The organism is Mycobacterium avium subsp. avium, assembly GCF_009741445.1.
GTDB classification, from domain to species: Bacteria; Actinomycetota; Actinomycetes; order Mycobacteriales; family Mycobacteriaceae; genus Mycobacterium; species Mycobacterium avium.
Map to the genome: position 1 here is coordinate 103,382 of NZ_CP046507.1, position 16,778 is coordinate 120,159.

Sequence of the window (16,778 nt, forward strand, 5' to 3'; positions counted from 1 at the left end):
CGCAGGATGCCTTCCATCGACATCGACCGCGATGCCGCGCACCGCGCCGCCGCGGACGAACTGCACAAGCCGATCTACTCCAAGGGCTCCACGCCCAGCCAGCTCGTCGCCTGGCTCAACGACGCGATCTACCGGATGCTGCAGAAGATCTCCACCGTTCCGGGCGGATGGCTCACCGCCACCGTGCTTTTCCTCCTGCTCGCGATCGCGGCGGTGGTCGCCGTGCACATCCTGCGCCGCACCATGCGCACCCGCCGCGGCGGTGACCACCTGTTGTTCGAAGCCGCCCCGCTGACCGCCGCCCAGCACCGCGCGACGGCCGAAAGCTGCGCCGCCGAACGTGATTGGGCCGCCGCGATCCGGCACCGGCTGCGCGCCGTGGCCCGCCAGCTCGAGGAGACCGGCGTGCTCACCGCCGCCCCGGGCCGGACCGCCAACGAGCTGGCCCGCGACGCCGGCGCCGCCTTGCCGCATCTGGCCGGCGAATTAGCGCAAGCCGCAACGGCTTTCAACGACGTCACCTACGGCGAGCAGCCCGGAACCCAGGCCGCCTACCAGCTGATCGCCGACCTGGACGAGCACCTGCGTTCCCGCTGGCAGGGTGTCACACCGCCGCCCGGCCAACCCGTCGTCGCCGAGTCCTGGGCCCAGGTGCGCTGATGGCGACGACCACCGCCACCGCCACCGCGCCGCGGCGCCGGCGCTCCTGGCGCTGGGTGCTGGCCACGCTGCTGGTGCTGGCCGTCATCGCCGGTGTGGACGCCTACCTGAGCGCGCCGCGGCCCGGCACCCGGATGGACGCGGCGTCAACCGATCCCGACGGCGCCCACGCGCTGGTGGCGCTGCTGCGCGACGGCGGAGTCGACGTCGTGGTCGCCGACCACATCGCCGACGTCGAATCCGCGGCGCGCCCGGACGCCCTGATCCTGGTGGCCCAGAGCCAGTACCTGGCCGACTCGGTGCTGGACCGGCTGGCCCGGATCCGGTCCGATCTGCTGCTGGTGGAACCGACCACCGAGGCCCGCAAGGCGCTGCTGCCCGGCGTGCGGATCTCGGGGACCAACGGCTTCGACAGCGACCCGAATTGCACTCTGCGCGAAGCGGTTCGGGCCGGGTCGGTGCGGTTCGGGCGTGCCACCACCTTTGAATCCGAAGACGGCCGGGCGATGACCCGCTGCTACGACGGCGCGCTGATCCGGTTCCGCGACGGCGGACGCGCCATCACGGCGGTGGGCAGCACCGACTTCATGACCAACGGCAGCCTGCTGCAGGCCGGCAACGCCGCGCTGGCCATGAACCTGGCCGGGGGCCGGCCCCGGCTGGTCTGGTACGCGCCCCACTTCGTCGAAGGTGAATCATCTTCGAAGGCAACGATTTTGGATTTGATCCCGGCCAACGTGTACTGGGTCGTCGGCCAGCTGGCGGTGGTGGTGCTGCTGGTCGCGGTGTGGCGGGGCCGCCGGCCCGGACCGCTGGTGGCCGAGGAGTTGCCGGTGGTGGTGCGCGCCTCGGAGACCGTCGAGGGCCGCGGCCGGCTGTATCGGTCCCGGCGGGCGCGCGATCGCGCCGCCGCGGCCTTGCGCACCGCCGCGCTGCAGCGGCTGACCCCCAAGCTCGGCCTGGCCGGCGGCGCCACCCCGGAGGCGGTGGTGTCCACCGCCGCCCAGCGCACCGGCTCCGATCCGGGCTGGGTCTCCTACCACCTGTTCGGCCCGCCGCCGACGACCGACCACGACCTGTTACAACTTGCCCGTGCGCTCGACGACATCGAAAGGCAGGTCGCACACCCGTGACGCAACCGACGCAACCGGTCACCGCCAGCCCCACCGCTGAATCGGCACGAGAGGCGCTGCTGGCGTTGCGCGCCGAGCTCGCCAAGGCGGTCGTCGGACAGGAGGGCGTGGTCAGCGGCCTGGTCATCGCGCTGCTGTGCCGCGGCCACGTGCTGCTGGAAGGCGTTCCGGGAGTGGCGAAGACGCTGCTGGTGCGGGCGCTGGCCGCGGCCCTGCAGCTGGAGTTCAAGCGGGTGCAGTTCACCCCGGACCTGATGCCCGGCGACGTCACGGGCTCGTTGGTGTACGACGCGCGCACCGCCGCGTTCGTGTTCCGGCCCGGGCCGGTGTTCACCAACCTGCTGCTGGCCGACGAGATCAACCGCACCCCACCCAAGACGCAGGCCGCGCTGCTGGAGGCGATGGAAGAGCGTCAGGTCAGCGTCGAGGGCGAGGCCCAGCCGCTGCCCGAACCGTTCATCGTCGCCGCGACCCAGAACCCGGTGGAATACGAAGGCACCTACCAGCTGCCCGAGGCCCAGCTGGACCGCTTTCTGCTCAAGCTGAATGTGACGCTGCCGCCGCGGGAGGCCGAGATCGCCATCCTGCACCGGCACGCACACGGCTTCGATCCGCGCGACCTGTCCGTCGTCCACCCGGTGGCCGGGCCCGCGGACCTGGCGGCCGGCCGCGACGCGGTGCAGCAGGTCCGGGTCGCCGACGAGGTCCTGGGCTACATCGTCGACATCGTCGGCGCCACCCGCTCCTCGCCGGCGCTGCAGCTGGGGGTGTCACCGCGCGGGGCGACCGCACTGCTGGCCACCGCCCGGTCCTGGTCGTGGCTGTCGGGCCGCAATTACGTCACGCCCGACGACGTCAAGGCCATGGCCCGCCCGACGCTGCGGCACCGGGTGATGCTGCGCCCGGAGGCCGAACTCGAGGGCGCAACCTGTGACGGTGTGCTCGACGGGATTCTGGCGTCGGTCCCGGTGCCCCGGTGATCCTGACCGGACGCACCGGGCTGGTCGCGCTGATCTGCGTCCCGCCGATCGCCCTGTCCCCTTGGCCCGCAACGGTTTTCACGACACTGCTGGCGGCCCTGGCGGTCGCGGTGGCCGTCGACGCCGCGCTGGCGGCCAGCCCCGCGCGGCTGCGCTACATCCGCTCCCCCGACCGCTCGGCCCGGCTCGGCCAGCACGCCGACGCGGCGCTGTTGATCCACAACGACGGCCCGCGCCGGTTCCGCGGCCAGATCCGCGACGCCTGGCCGCCCAGCGCGCGGGCCCGGCCGCGCCTGCACCCGGTGGACATCCCCGCCGGTCAACACCAGCACATCGCGACCCGGCTGGAACCGGTGCGCCGCGGCGACCAGCGGGCCACGGTGGTCACCGCCCGCTCCATCGGGCCGCTGGGCCTGGCCGGACGGCAGGGGTCGCAATCGGTGCCCGGCCAGTTGCGGGTGCTGCCGCCGTTCCTGTCCCGCAAGCACCTGCCGTCGCGGCTGGCCCGGCTGCGCGAGATCGACGGGCTGCTGCCCACCCTGGTGCGCGGGCGGGGCACCGAATTCGATTCGCTGCGTGAGTATGTCGTCGGCGACGACGTGCGCTCCATCGACTGGCGCGCCACCGCGCGGCGCGCCGACGTGGTGGTGCGCACCTGGCGACCCGAGCGCGACCGGCGGGTGGTGATCGTGCTCGACACCGGGCGCACCGCGGCGGGCCGGGTCGGTGTCGACCCGACCGCCGCCGATCCCGCCGGCTGGCCGCGGCTGGATTGGTCGATGGACGCCGCGCTGCTGCTGGCCGCGCTGGCGTCGCGAGCCGGCGACCACGTCGACTTCCTGGCGCACGACCGGGTCGGCCGGGCCGGCGTCTTCGGCGCCTCGCGCACCGAGCTGCTCGCCCAGCTGGTCGACGCGATGGCCCCGCTGCAGCCTACCCTGGTCGAAACAGACTGGCGGGCAATGGTTTCCGCGATCGCACTGCGGGCCCGCCGGCGGGCGCTGGTGGTGTTGCTGACCGACCTCAACGCGGCGGCCCTGGACGAGGGCCTGCTGCCGGTACTGCCGCAACTGTCGGCGAAACATCACCTGCTGGTGGCCGCGGTCGCCGACCCGCGGGTGGACCAGATGGCCGCCGGTCGCTCGGATGCGGCGGCGGTGTACGACGCGGCCGCCGCCGAGCGGTCCCGCAACGAGCGCGCCGCGATCGCCGCCCGGCTGCGCCACGGCGGGGTGGAGGTGGTTGACGCCGCACCGGCCGAACTGGCGCCCGCGCTCGCCGATCACTACCTGGCGATGAAGGCGACCGGCCGGCTGTAGCGCCCGCCCCGGTCAGCCGGTCGGGACGACGTCGGGCGCTTCCTCGATGTCACCGCTTTCCCCGGCTTTGACGCCGCGGCGGCCGAAGTAGCCGATGTAGCACAGGAACGCCGCCTCGGCGACGACGCCGATGCCGACCCGCACGAACGTCGGCAGCGGCGACGGCGTCACCAGCGCTTCGATCAACCCGGACACCAGCAGCACCGCCACCAGGCCCACCGCCACCGACACCACGGCGCGGCCCTGTTCGGCGAGCACCTGCCCGCGGGGACGGTCGCCCGGCGAGATCACCGACCAACCCAGCCGCATTCCCGTTGCCCCGGCAAGGAATACCGCAGTGAGCTCCAGCAACCCGTGCGGGGCAAGCAGACCCAGCAGCAGCCCGCCCTTGCCGGCCGGGAACATCAGCCCGGCGATCACCCCCAGGTTGGCGGCGTTCTCGAACAGCACCAAAGGAATCGGCAATCCCAGCACCACCGACAGCGCGATGCACTGGGCCGAAACCCAGGAGTTGTTCACCCAGATCTGCAGCGCGAACGCGGCGGCGGGATGCTCGCTGTAATACGACTCGACGTCGTGATTGACCAATTGGTCGATGTCGCTTGGGGTTCCGAGCGCCGACTGCACCTCGGGGTTGCCGGCCACCCACAGCGCGACGATCACCACCACCGCGAAGAACGCCGCCCCGGTGGCCACCCACCACCGCCAGGACCGGTAGGCGACGACGGGGAACGACACCGTCCAGAACCGGACGAAGGTGCTGCTCAGCGGGGCGTGGGCGGCGGTCACCGCCGAGCGGGCCCGCGCCACCAGACTGGACAACCGGCCGACCAGCATCGAATCCGAGGACGCCGAGCGCAGCATCGACAGGTGGGTGGACACCCGCTGGTAAAGCTCGACCAGCTCATCGATCTCGGCGCCGGACAGCGACCGGCGCCGCCCGACCAAGCGGTCCAGGCGGTCCCAGGTCGGGCGATGGGCCAGCACGAAGGCATCGACGTCCACCCTGGGCAGCCTAATCGTCGCGCGGTCCGGGCAAAGTCCGCCCGGCCCCGGCTCACCGCCCAGCCTGTACCGTTCCAGTTATGTCGGAGGTGGTGACCGGGGACGCCGTGGTGCTCGACGTGCAGATCGCCCAGCTGCCGGTGCGGGCGCTCAGCGCGCTGATCGACATCGCCGTGATCGTCGTCGGCTACCTGCTGGGGCTGATGCTGTGGGCCGCCACCCTGACCCAATTCGACACCGCGCTGAGCAACGCCATCCTGCTGATCTTCACGGTGCTGGTGATCGTCGGCTACCCGCTGATCCTCGAAACCGCAACGCGCGGACGCTCGGTGGGCAAGATCGCGCTGGGGCTGCGCGTGGTGTCCGACGACGGCGGCCCGGAACGCTTCCGCCAAGCGCTGTTTCGGGCGCTGGCCTCGCTGGTGGAGATCTGGATGCTGTTCGGCAGCCCGGCCGTCATCTGCAGCATCCTGTCGCCCAAGGCGAAACGGATCGGCGACATCTTCGCCGGCACCGTGGTGGTCAACGAACGCGGACCCCGGCTGGGGCCCCCGCCGGCGATGCCGCCGTCGCTGGCCTGGTGGGCGTCGTCGCTGCAGCTGTCCGGACTGTCCAGCGGCCAGGCCGAGGTCGCCCGCCAATTCCTTTCCAGGGCAGCACAACTCGATCCCGGGCTGCGGCTGCAAATGGCCTACCGGATCGCCGGCGACGTGGTGGCCCGCATCGCTCCGCCGCCGCCGCCCGGCGCTCCACCGGAATTGGTGCTGGCCGCCGTGCTCGCCGAACGGCACCGCCGCGAGCTGGCCCGGCTGCGCCCGCCCGCACCCTGGCCCGCACCCGGCTATCCGCCGGCCTGGCCCGGCTCCGGGCCCGCACCGCAGTGGCCGGCCCCGGGGCCAGCGAATCCCGGTCCGCCGGAAGGGTTTTCGGCAGGCTTCACGCCGCCGCGCTAGCTGGACACGCTGGCGGCCATCAGGGCGACGTCTGCGATCAGCAACGCCCACCCGCACAGCGGAACGGCAATGCCGCCGCGGCGTTTGGCGGTCAAGAACGAGACGATGATGACGACGACGGCCACCGCCGGTGCGCCGTAGAACGCGACGCCGAAATCGATCCCGCCGTGGCCCAGGTTGGGGCAACTGCGGTCGCTGCACCCGTCGGTGCTCATCACCGCGCCGAGCGCGAACAGCATCACGATCGCGGCGGCGGGCACCGTCGCCAGCGCCAGTCCCCAGTTGACCCACGGCCACACGTTGCGGCCCCCGGGGCGGCCGGGCCGCCCGGACGCGACCGCACCCGCAGTTCCGCCGTCGACCGTGAGCTTGTCGTTTGCGTCCATCTGTTAGTTCCTACGCGCCGTCTGCCGGGTGCAAACCGCGTCGGGCGGCCGAGGAGATCCCGGATTGTGGACCGTTTATGCAGGTCAGAGGGCTGCAGCCAAACTCGACCAACATATCCCGTTGCATCGCGTTAGTTTGCGATATATCGTGATGTTTCGAAGCGCACGTCCGGTGCGCAAACCCACGAACGTAAGGACGAAAACCATGAGCAACCCCTTCACTCCCCCCGACGGACCCTTCGGCGCCCGCCCCGGCTTCGGCTTCGGCTTCGGGCCCGGCCGGGTTGACCGCCGCGCCCTGCACGAGGCGCGCCGCCAGGCCCGGCGGGATTTCCGCGAACATCTGCGCGAGCACGCCGGCGGCCACGACGGACCGCTGGGCTTCGGTCCCGGATTCGGGCCTGGCTTCGGCCCCGCGTTCGGACCGGGCTTCGGCTTCGGTCCGGGCGGCCCGCGCGGCGCATGGCGCCGTGGCGGCCCGGGTCGCGGCAAGCGCGGTGACGTGCGCGCCGCCGTGTTGGCACTGCTGGCCGAGCGCCCGATGCACGGCTACGAGATGATCCAGCTGATCGCCGAGCGCAGCAACGGGCTGTGGAAGCCCAGCCCCGGCTCGGTGTACCCGACGCTGCAGCTGCTCGCCGACGAGGGCCTGATCACCGCGACCGAAACCGACGGCAGCAAAAAGCTTTTCGAGCTGACCGACGACGGGCGCGCGGCCGCGGAGAAAATCGAGACCCCGCCGTGGGACGAGATCGCCGAGGGCGCCGACCCCGGTCACATGAACCTGCGGGCGGCCATCGGTCAGTTGTTCGGCGCGGTCGGGCAGTCCGCCCACACCGCGAGCCCCGAGCAACAGCAGCGCATCGTCGACATCCTCAACAATGCGCGGCGCGAGATCTACGGCATTCTCGGCGAGGACTGAGTTGCCTTGAGCGGGCCCTGGATCGGGTCACGTCACGTGACGTCGGCCCAATCCAGGGTCCGCTGCACCGCCTTGCGCCAGCCCGCGTAACCCGCGGCGCGCTGCTCGTCGCTCCAGGCCGGCGTCCAGCGCTTGTCTTCGCGCCAGTTGGCCCGCAGCTCGCCCGGGTCAGCCCAGAACCCCACCGCCAGGCCCGCCGCGTACGCCGCGCCCAGCGCGGTGGTCTCGGCCACCACCGGCCGCACCACGTCCACGCCCAACACATCGGCCTGGATCTGCATGCACAGGTCGTTTCCGGTGATGCCGCCGTCGACCTTCAAAACTTCAAGGCGCACACCGGAATCCGCTGCCATCGCGTCCACCACGTCACGACTCTGATAGCAGATCGCCTCCAGCGTCGCCCGCGCCAGGTGGGCATTGGTGTCGAACCGCGACAGCCCGACGATCGCGCCGCGCGCATCCGAACGCCAGTAGGGCGCGAACAGCCCGGAAAAGGCGGGGACGAAATAGACGCCGCCGTTGTCGTCGACCTGCCGCGCCAGCGATTCGCTCTGCGCGGCGCCGCTGATGATGCCCAACTGGTCGCGCAGCCACTGCACGGCGGCGCCGGTGACCGCGATCGAACCCTCAAGTGCGTAAACGGGTTTGGCGTCGCCGAACTGGTAGCACACGGTGGTGAGCAATCCGTGCTCGGACCGCACGATGCTCTCACCGGTGTTGAGCAGCAGGAAATTCCCGGTGCCGTAGGTGTTTTTGGCTTCGCCCTCGGCCAGGCAGACCTGGCCCACCATCGCCGCGTGCTGATCCCCCAGCACGGCGGTGATCGGTATCCGGCCGCCGGCCGGCCCGGTGTCCGAGGTCACCCCGAACGGTCGCGGCGACGACGACGGCCCGATCTCGGGCAGCATGGCGCGCGGGATGGTGAAGAACGACAGCAGCTCGTCGTCCCAGTCCAGCGTCTCCAAGTCCATCAGCATGGTCCGGCTGGCGTTGGTCACGTCGGTGGCGTGCACCCCGCCCCGCGGCCCCCCGGTGAGCTGCCACAACACCCAGCTGTCGGCGGTGCCGAACAACGCGTCGCCGCGCTCGGCCGCCTCGCGCACCCCGTCGACGTTGTCCAGGATCCATTGCAACTTCGCCCCGGAGAAGTAGGTCGCCGGGGGCAGTCCCGCCTTGCGGCGGATCACCTGGCCGCGCCCGTCGCGGTCGAGCGCCGACGCGATCCGGTCGGTCCGGGTGTCCTGCCAGACGATCGCGTTGTAATAGGGCCGGCCGGTCTTGCGGTTCCACACCAGGGTGGTCTCGCGCTGATTCGTGATGCCCAGCGCGGCAAGGTTTTCCGCGGACAGGTTGGCGCGGTTGAGCACCGACGTCAACACCGAGGAGGTGCGCTCCCAGATCTCGATCGGGTCGTGCTCGACCCAGCCCGCCCGGGGCAGGATCTGCTCGTGCTCGAGCTGATGGCGGGCCACCTCGGCACCCTGGTGATCGAAGATCATGCAGCGCGTGCTGGTGGTGCCCTGGTCGATGGCGGCGATGAATTCGGCGAATTCGGCCACAGCTCTCCTGTTCGGTGACACGTCGGCGGCAGAAGTCCATCATGGTCTACCCGCTCACCACCGACCAAGCTTGCGTTACCGTCGGTAACCCTGTTGCATCTGCGGTGTGGGCGAACAGGTCAAGCGCACCACGTACGACAGCGCACACCGGCGGGAATTCCGGCGCAAGGTGGCGCTGTGTCTGGACGTCTTCGCGACGATGCTCGCCCGGTCGTGCTTCGAGTCCGAGCAGCCGCTGACCGGCATGGAGATCGAGTGCAACCTGGTCGACGCCGACTACCAGCCGGCCATGTCCAACCGGCACGTGCTGGACGCCATCGGCGATCCGGCATATCAGGTCGAATTGGGCGCCTACAACATCGAGTTCAACGTTCCGCCGCACGCGCTGCCCGGGCACACCGGCCTGGATCTCGAGGCCGAGGTGCGGGCCAGCCTGAACGAGGCCGAGACCAAGGCCGGCGCGGCCGGCGGTGCGCACATCGTCATGATCGGCATCCTGCCCACCCTGATGCCCGAACACCTGGACCACGACTGGATGAGCGAATCGACGCGCTATGCCGCGCTCAACGACTCGATCTTCACCGCCCGCGGCGAGGACATCCCGATCGACATCTCCGGTCCCGAGCCGTTGAGCTGGCACACCGCGACCATCGCGCCCGAATCCGCTTGCACCAGTACGCAACTGCATCTGCAGGTGGCCGCCGAGACGTTCGCGGCCAACTGGAACGCGGCGCAGATCGTCGCCGGCCCGCAGTTGGCGCTGGGCGCCAACTCGCCGTTCTTCTTCGGGCACCAGCTGTGGGCCGAGACCCGCATCGAGCTGTTCGCCCAGTCCACCGACACCAGGCCGGAGGAGCTGAAAACCCAAGGCGTACGGCCGAGAGTGTGGTTCGGCGAGCGCTGGATCGATTCGGTCCTCGACCTGTTCGCGGAGAACATCCGCTACTTCGGATCGCTGCTGCCCGAGGTGTCCGACGAAGACCCGGTCGCCGAGCTGGCCGCCGGCCGCACGCCGCAGCTTTCCGAGTTGCGGCTGCACAACGGCACCGTCTACCGGTGGAACCGCCCGGTGTACGACGTCGCCGACGGGCGCCCGCATCTGCGGCTGGAGAACCGGGTGTTGCCGGCCGGGCCGACCGTCATCGACATGCTGGCGAACTCGGCCTTCTTCTACGGCATGCTGCGCAGCCTGTCCGAGGCCGACGACCCGCTGTGGGAGCGCATGGATTTCGCTGTGGCAGAAGCCAATTTCCTCACCGCGGCGCGGCACGGCATCGACGCCCGGCTGCGCTGGCCCGGGTTCGGTGAGGTGAGCGCGCGCGAGCTGGTGCTGGACACGCTGCTGCCGATCGCCGACGAGGGACTGCGCCGCTGGGGGGTGGATGCCGAGGTGCGCGACCGGTTCCTGGGCGTGATCGACGGCCGCGCCCGCGCCGGGCGCAACGGCGCCAGCTGGCAGGTCGCCACCGTGCGGGCGCTGCAGGACGGCGGCCTGAGCAGGCGGGCGGCGCTGGCCGAGATGCTGCGCCGGTACTGCGAGCACATGCACGCCAACGAGCCGGTGCACACCTGGGAGTAGCTTGGGAACCATGTCGTCTGATCAAGTGATGGACTGGGACAGCGCCTATCGCGAACAGGCCCACTTCGAGGGCCCGCCGCCGTGGAACATCGGTGAGCCGCAATCGGAACTGGCCGCCCTGATCGAGCAGGGCAAGTTCCGCAGCGACGTGCTGGACGCCGGCTGCGGATTCGCCGAGCTGTCCCTGGCGCTGGCCGCCCGCGGCTACACCGTGGTCGGCATCGACCTGACCCCCACCGCCGTCGCGGCGGCCACCCGCGCGGCGGCCGAGCGCGGGCTGACCACGGCCAGCTTCGTGCAGGCCGACATCACGTCGTTCACCGGCTATGACGGACGGTTCGCCACGGTGGTCGACAGCACGCTGTTTCACTCGCTGCCGGTCGAGGGCCGCGACGGCTACCTGCGCTCGATCCACCGGGCGGCGGCCCCCGGCGCCAGCCTGTTCATCCTGGTGTTCGCCAAGGGCGCCTTCCCCGCCGAGATGCAACCCAAGCCCAACGAGGTCGACGAGGACGAGCTGCGCGCCGCGGTGGGCAAATACTGGGTGATCGACGAGATCCGCCCGTCGTTCATCGTCTCGAACGTGCCCCAAATCGCCGATGCGCCTTTCGAATTCCCGGCGCATGAGCGCGACGAGCGGGGCCGGATGAAGATGCCCGCGTACCTGCTGACCGCGCACAAGGCCCAGTAGCCCTCAGGCCGAGGTCGCCGCCGTCGCGGCGATGAGCGCTTCGGCGAAGGTCTCCAGGTCCTCGGCGGTGGTGTCCAGGTGCGGCGAGATCCGCAACACCGGTGCGGTGAGCCGCAACGGCGCGCGCTGCACGCCGACGAAGGTGGTCAGGATCCGCCGCTCGGCGAGCAACCAGTCCCGCACCGCCCGCGGGTCCGCGCCGTCGGTGGGCGCCAAAGTGGTGATGGCACTGGGCTCTTCGGCCTCTTCGACGACCGCCCAGCCGGTCACGTCGGTCAGCACGCCGCGGCTCAGGCCGCCCAGCTCGGCCAGCCGCGCGCAGACGGCGGCCGGCCCGTACCCCAGGTATTCGCCCAGGGCCAGCGAAAACCCCACTCGCGCAGCGATATTGGCCTCACCGAACTCGAGTTGCTGAGCCACCGTGGAGCCCGGCGCCCAGTCCGGCGCCGCCAGCCTCGGGTGCAGGTTTTCCATCAGCTCCCGGCGCACCGCGAGCATCCCGACTCCGCGCGGCCCGGCGATCCACTTCCGCGACGACGAGTAGGTCACGTCGGCGCCGGCCGTGCAGTCCACCTGACCCAGCGCCTGCGCCGCGTCGACGACCAGCGGCAGCCCCAGCTCCCGGCAGAGCCGGGCGATCATCGAAACCGGTTGCACCACACCGCTGTGGCTGCCAATCGTGGTCAGGTGGACCAGGTCCGGCGGGTCGGTCTGCAGGGCCAGCGCCGCGTCGTCCAGCGCCACCCGGCCGTCGGCCAGGGTCGGCAGCAGCCAACGGTCGAATCCGTGGGCGGCCATCACGGCCAGGTTGGGGCCGTACTCGCCGGGCAGGCAGGCCAGGATGCGGCGCTCGGCCGGCCAGCTGCCCAGCAGCAGGTCCAGGGCGTGCAGCGAGCCGGTGGTGAACACCGCCTCGGCGTCGGTCATGCCGGTCAGCGCGGTGAACGCGAACCGCCCGGCGTCGAGCACCGGTGCGGCCGCCTCGGCGGCCACGTAGCCACCGAGCTCGGCCTCGTTGCGGGCGTGCTGGGCGGTGGCCTCGATCACCGCGAAGCTCTGCCGGGCACAGGCCGCGCTGTCGAGGTGCAGACCCGCCGCCGGCGGCCGGGCCGACCGCCACGTGTCGGCCAGCGAGGTGCCGCCGCTCACTTGACGGCCAACGACAACCCGAAGTCGTCCGCGCCGTCGGTCCACCAACGCGTGCGACGCAATCCGGCGGCGGCCAGCTCGGCGCTCACCCGCTCCGGGCGGAACTTGCACGACACCTCGGTGAGCATTTCCTCACCCGCCCGGAAGTCCACCGTCAGCCCGAGTGCTCCGACCCGCACCCGCTGGCGCCCGGTCGCGCGCAGCCACATCTCGATGCGTTCCTCGTCCACGTTCCAGCGGGCCACGTGTTCGAAGGCGTCGACGTCGAAATCCGCGTCCAGTTCCCGGTTTATCACCGCGAGCACGTTGCGGTTGAACGCCGCCGTCACCCCGGCGGCGTCGTCGTAGGCGCGCACCAGCCGCTCGGTGTCCTTGACCAGGTCGGTGCCCAGCAACAGGCTGTCGCCGGGCCGCATCTGGGCCGACAGCGCGGCCAGGAACTGCGCGCGCGGCCCGGGCGTCAGGTTGCCGATCGTCGAGCCCAGAAACACGAACAGCCGTCGCCCGCCTTCGGGGATCTGGGTCAGGTGCTCCTCGAAATCGCCGCAGACGGCCTGGATTTCGATGCCGGCGTAGTCGCGCTGGATGGCGGTGGCGGATGCCGACAGGATGCCGGCGTCGACGTCGAACGGGACGTACCTGCGCAGCGCGCCACGCTCGCGCAGCGCGTCGAGCAGCACCCGGGTCTTCTCCGAGGTGCCGCTGCCCAATTCGACCAGGGTGTCGGCCTCGCTGGCCGAGGCGATGCCGGGGGCCTGCGCGCGCAGGATCTCGGCCTCGGCGCGGGTCGGATAGTACTCCGGCAGCCGGGTGATCTGGTCGAACAAGTCACTACCCACCGAATCGTAGAACCACTTGGGCGGCAACGACTTCGGTGTACGCCGCAGCCCGTCGAGCACGTCGCGGCGCAACGCGTGGTGGGCCGAGTCGGCGGCGAGGTGGTTGGACAGCGACAGCGTCATCAAAATCCCTTCGGATGATCCAGCGGTGTCAGCGTGACACCGTCGGCCGTGACATCGACCAGGTGGCGGTCCGGCACGTCCTCCCAGTCGGAGTCGTCGTCGTAGGGTTCACTGGCCACCACCACACCGTCGGCGCGGCGCAGGATGGACAGGGTGTCCCCCCAGGCCGTGGCCAGCAGCCGAGAACCGTTGGCGGCCAGTATGTTAAGCCGGGCCGCAGGGTCGGCCGCGCCGATCTCGGCGATCATCTCGCCGAGTGCGTCCAGGCCCCGCTCGAAGATGACCGCTGCCAATATCGCGCTGTCGCAAACGGATTCGGCCCGCGGGGTCACCGGCAGCACGGACCGGTCGACCACCCCGTTGTGCGACAGCAGCCACCGGCCGTCGGTGAACGGTGCGGTGGCGCTGATCTCGATCGGCATGCCCACCGTCGCCGAGCGCACCGCGGCCACCACGCAGTGGCTGTGCAGCGCCGGCGCGACGGACTCGAAGGACACGTCACCCCACAGCGGCGCCGGGCTGCGCCAGCGGCGCGGCACCTCCCCGTCGAAAAACCCTGCGCCCCAACCGTCGGCGTTGAGCAGGCCGTGTTTCTGCCGGCGCGGGGCGTAGGACTGCACCCGCAGCCCGAACGGCGGCTCGAGCATCAGCGAGGAGACCGTGGCGTCGGCCCCCAGCCATCCCAGATGCCGGCACATCAGCGGCGGCCCCGCGCGCCGGGCACGTCCCAGGCCAGCCGGACACCGGCGAAGATCTGGCGCCGGTACGGGTGATCCCAGTTGCGGAAGCTGGGCCGCAGGATGCCCGGCTCCACCGCCCACGAGCCGCCGCGCAGCACCCGGTAGTCGCCATCAAAGAACGGCTGCGAATAGCGTTCGTAGAGCATCGGCGCGAAGCCCGGCCAGGGCCGCAGCGGGGACGTCGTCCACTCCCACACGTCGCCGAGCATCTGTTCGGCCCCGCACGCCGAGGCGCCGGCCGGGTAGGCGCCGACGGGGGCGGGGCGCAGCGCGGCGCCGCCCAGGTTCGCCACGGCCGGCGACGGCGGCGTCGCTCCCCACGGGTAGCGGCGCCGGGTGCCGGTGGACGGATCCCACGCGCAGGCCTTCTCCCACTCCATTTCGGTGGGCAGCCGGGCACCGGCCCAGGCCGCGTACGCTTCGGCCTCGAAAAAGCTGACGTGCTGCACCGGTTCGTCGGCGGGGATGTCTTCGACATGGCCGAACCGGGTGCGGGTGCGCGCGTCGGGGTGCCAGAACTGGGGCGCGGTCAGCCCGGCGGCCTGGCGGTGCTGCCAGCCGCGCCGCGACCACCAGCGCGGCTCGTCGTAGCCGCCGTCGGCGACGAACTGCTGCCATTCGCCGTTGGTCACCGGAACCGTGCCGATCCGGAACGCGGGCAGGTCGAGCACGTGCGCCGGGCGTTCGTTGTCCAGCGACTCGGGTTCGTCGGCGGCGTCCACCCCGAGGACGAACTCGCCGCCGGGAACCAGCACCGAGGTGCCGGCCAGTTCGGGACGGCCAGCGGGCAGCACCGACGTGTCGCGCAGCAGCGGCGCGCCGCTGCGCAGGTTCAGCGCCTGCAGCATGGTTTCGTCGTGCTGGTTCTCGTGGCTGACCACCATCGCGTACACGAAGGCGGCGTCGGGGCCGTCGGGCAACGCATCCAGGGTGTCGAGCACCGCCGCGCGCACCGTGCGGCAGTAGGCGCGGGCCTGCTCCGGCGACAGCAGCGGCAGGTCGACCCGGCTGGCGCGGGAGTGCACGAACGCGTCATAGAGGCCCTCGACGGCCGGCGGCAACATCCCGGGCCGGGCGGGGTCGCCGCCCCGCAACAGCCACAGCTCCTCCTGTTGGCCGATGTGCGCGAGATCCCACACCAGCGGGCTCATCAACGGGTCGTACTGCCGGCGCAGCTCGTCGTCGTCGAAGTCGACCAGCCGCAGCGTCCGCGCCCGCGTCCGCGCCAGCTGGTCGGCGATCGCCTCCGGTGACGTCACGGCCCCCCTTGCGGGCCGCGCGCGGCCCGGGAAACCGACGCCGCGATGCCGTGCTCGATGACCTGGTCGGCGAAGTCGTCGCCGGGACACCGGCCCTGTTCGACGAGGCGGACCAGCCGCCGCATCGGCTCGGCGAGTTCGGCCGGCGCCCGCTCGGCGGCGATCGCCAGGCAGGCGTTGGCCGCCGCGTACAGCCGTCGGTCCCGCAGCCCCACCCGGGCCGCGACGTCCCAGGCGGTGGCCACCGGTTCCACGGCCCGGGCCGCCAGGCCGGCGGCGACCGGGTCGTCGAGCAGCGCGACCAGGGTGAACACCACGGCGGGCCACAGGGTGTCCGGCACGCTGTCCAGATAGCGGATCTCCAGCCACTGCCGCGGGCGCACCGGCGGGAACAGCGTGGTCAGGTGGTACTCCAGGTCGGCGACAGTGGGCCGGCGGCCGCCCAGCAGCACCCGCCCGTCCACCCAGTCGGCGAACGGCACCCAGCGCGTGACCGCCTCGGCGTCCGGGGTGTGCACCAACATCACCGGGGCCTTGAGCGCGTAGCGCGCCCAGTCGGTGCCCGGGTCGTCGCCGCTGGCGCCCAGGATGGGGCCGCAGCGCGCCGAGTCCATCCGCCCCCACACCCGCTGCCGGCTGGACACCCAGCCGGTGAAATCGCCGTCCAGCATCGGCGAGTTGGCCGTCATCGCAATCATGGTGGGGCCCAAGGCATGTGCCAGCCGCACCCGCGCCGCCCAGCCTTCCCGCGGCCCGGCGTCCACGTTGACCTGAATCGACGCCGTGGATGTCATCATCGCCGCGCCCGCCTCGCCGGAGCGGCTGGTGGCGAAGAACCGTTCCATGGCGCGGTAGCGGGCGCCGGGGTTGATCCGCTGGGGCGGCCGCAGCGGGTCGGCGCCCAAAAACACCAGACCCAGCCCGGCCTCGGCGAACGCGGGCCGCAGCACGGCCTGGTCGCGGCGCATGGCGTCGATGGCCGCTAGCACGCCGTCGGCCGGCGGGCCGGACAGCTCGACGGCCCCGCCCGGCTCCACCGTGACCCGGCTGCCGCCGGGCAGCGCGGGCAGCGCGTCGAGCACCGCGGCGATCTCGTCCCAGCCCGGCCGGCGGCACGGGTCCTGCGGGTCGTGGCAGTGGGCTTCGACTTCCAGACCCACCCGGCCCAGCGGAGCGTCCGCCAGACAGCCCCGGGCGATGTACTGCGCGACGGCCGCGGAGTCGGTCAGCTCGGCGATCCTCAGCTCGGCCGCCGGGTCGCCACCGGCCGGCCGCGAAGCCGCCGCCGTGCTCGGGGCGAACGTCATATCACGATCCCTTCGGGCCCGACCAAGCCTGAACATGCACCTGCGGACCGCTTCCCTGCGCAGCTAATCGAACGATAACCGGCACCACTTCGTCTAGTGCTTCATCTATCAGACGCCCCCGACATATTCCCCTTGCGCGCCTTCGGCTCGCCTTCGCGGCCCGGCGTCGAGGGC

The 16,778-nt window shown here is 71.6% G+C and carries 16 protein-coding genes; 8 read left to right on the forward strand and 8 right to left on the reverse strand.

Annotated elements, in window-relative coordinates; translation table 11 throughout:
• Positions 1-6: 6 nt before the first annotated feature.
• The 4 genes from MAA44156_RS00540 to MAA44156_RS00555 are packed head-to-tail and all read left to right on the forward strand — an operon-like array spanning position 7 to position 4,092.
• The gene (locus tag MAA44156_RS00540) at positions 7-660 is read left to right on the forward strand and encodes a DUF4129 domain-containing protein (protein WP_009974650.1); all 654 of its coding nucleotides are present in this window, start codon (positions 7-9) and stop codon (positions 658-660) included.
• Entirely contained in the window at positions 660-1,793 is a 1,134-nt protein-coding gene (locus tag MAA44156_RS00545) for a DUF4350 domain-containing protein (RefSeq protein WP_009974649.1), read from the forward strand. The genes MAA44156_RS00540 and MAA44156_RS00545 overlap by 1 nt, the downstream gene beginning before the upstream one ends.
• Positions 1,790-2,773, forward strand: a complete 984-nt coding sequence (locus MAA44156_RS00550) for an AAA family ATPase (protein ID WP_009974647.1) — start codon at positions 1,790-1,792, stop codon at positions 2,771-2,773. Before MAA44156_RS00545 ends, MAA44156_RS00550 begins: the two co-directional genes overlap by 4 nt.
• Entirely contained in the window at positions 2,770-4,092 is a 1,323-nt protein-coding gene (locus MAA44156_RS00555; protein WP_009974645.1) for a DUF58 domain-containing protein, read from the forward strand. Before MAA44156_RS00550 ends, MAA44156_RS00555 begins: the two co-directional genes overlap by 4 nt.
• 12 nt (positions 4,093-4,104) lie before the next feature.
• Here the strand turns inward: MAA44156_RS00555 and MAA44156_RS00560 are convergent, their stop codons facing one another.
• The gene (locus tag MAA44156_RS00560; RefSeq protein ID WP_003873342.1) at positions 4,105-5,097 is read right to left on the reverse strand and encodes a stage II sporulation protein M; all 993 of its coding nucleotides are present in this window, start codon (positions 5,095-5,097) and stop codon (positions 4,105-4,107) included.
• Positions 5,098-5,237: 140 nt separating this feature from the next.
• Here MAA44156_RS00560 and MAA44156_RS00565 point away from each other — a divergent pair, with 140 nt between their 5' ends.
• Positions 5,238-6,050 carry an RDD family protein gene (locus MAA44156_RS00565; protein ID WP_306460693.1) on the forward strand — a complete coding sequence of 271 codons (813 nt, stop codon included), beginning with the start codon at positions 5,238-5,240 and terminating at the stop codon, positions 6,048-6,050.
• Here MAA44156_RS00565 and MAA44156_RS00570 read toward each other — a convergent pair.
• Positions 6,047-6,436, reverse strand: coding sequence for a hypothetical protein (locus MAA44156_RS00570; RefSeq protein ID WP_009974640.1), 390 nt, complete (start codon positions 6,434-6,436; stop codon positions 6,047-6,049). The two genes, MAA44156_RS00565 and MAA44156_RS00570, sit on opposite strands and share 4 nt — an antisense overlap.
• Positions 6,437-6,641: 205 nt before the next feature.
• On the opposite strand from MAA44156_RS00570, the gene MAA44156_RS00575 reads away from it, so the two are divergent.
• Positions 6,642-7,358 carry a PadR family transcriptional regulator gene (locus MAA44156_RS00575; protein ID WP_031355330.1) on the forward strand — a complete coding sequence of 239 codons (717 nt, stop codon included), beginning with the start codon at positions 6,642-6,644 and terminating at the stop codon, positions 7,356-7,358.
• Positions 7,359-7,390: 32 nt separating this feature from the next.
• On the opposite strand, the gene glpK is transcribed toward MAA44156_RS00575, so the two are convergent.
• Positions 7,391-8,857 carry a glycerol kinase GlpK gene (gene glpK / locus MAA44156_RS00580; protein WP_230587355.1) on the reverse strand — a complete coding sequence of 489 codons (1,467 nt, stop codon included), beginning with the start codon at positions 8,855-8,857 and terminating at the stop codon, positions 7,391-7,393.
• A 166-nt stretch (positions 8,858-9,023) separates the two neighbouring features.
• Between glpK and MAA44156_RS00585 the strand changes: the two genes are divergently transcribed.
• A complete protein-coding gene (locus MAA44156_RS00585; RefSeq protein WP_009974636.1) occupies positions 9,024-10,496 on the forward strand; it encodes a glutamate-cysteine ligase family protein in 1,473 nt (490 codons plus the stop codon).
• Positions 10,497-10,506: 10 nt separating this feature from the next.
• Positions 10,507-11,187, forward strand: coding sequence for a class I SAM-dependent methyltransferase (locus tag MAA44156_RS00590; protein WP_029248355.1), 681 nt, complete (start codon positions 10,507-10,509; stop codon positions 11,185-11,187).
• 3 nt (positions 11,188-11,190) lie between these two features.
• Here MAA44156_RS00590 and egtE read toward each other — a convergent pair whose 3' ends face one another.
• From egtE to egtA, 5 genes are read right to left on the reverse strand one after another with little or no spacing between them, the layout of a single operon-like run.
• Positions 11,191-12,336, reverse strand: coding sequence for an ergothioneine biosynthesis PLP-dependent enzyme EgtE (egtE, locus tag MAA44156_RS00595; RefSeq protein ID WP_009974632.1), 1,146 nt, complete (start codon positions 12,334-12,336; stop codon positions 11,191-11,193).
• Complete coding sequence (gene egtD / locus MAA44156_RS00600) at positions 12,333-13,298, reverse strand: L-histidine N(alpha)-methyltransferase (RefSeq protein WP_009974631.1); 966 nt, start codon at positions 13,296-13,298, stop codon at positions 12,333-12,335. The genes egtE and egtD overlap by 4 nt, the downstream gene beginning before the upstream one ends.
• Positions 13,298-13,996: an ergothioneine biosynthesis protein EgtC gene (gene egtC / locus MAA44156_RS00605; protein WP_009974630.1), complete on the reverse strand. Its 699-nt coding sequence runs from the start codon at positions 13,994-13,996 to the stop codon at positions 13,298-13,300. Before egtC ends, egtD begins: the two co-directional genes overlap by 1 nt.
• Positions 13,996-15,297, reverse strand: a complete 1,302-nt coding sequence (gene egtB / locus MAA44156_RS00610; RefSeq protein ID WP_009974626.1) for an ergothioneine biosynthesis protein EgtB — start codon at positions 15,295-15,297, stop codon at positions 13,996-13,998. The genes egtC and egtB overlap by 1 nt, the downstream gene beginning before the upstream one ends.
• Positions 15,294-16,604, reverse strand: a complete 1,311-nt coding sequence (gene egtA / locus MAA44156_RS00615) for an ergothioneine biosynthesis glutamate--cysteine ligase EgtA (protein WP_023869904.1) — start codon at positions 16,602-16,604, stop codon at positions 15,294-15,296. Before egtA ends, egtB begins: the two co-directional genes overlap by 4 nt.
• Positions 16,605-16,778: the final 174 nt, after the last annotated feature.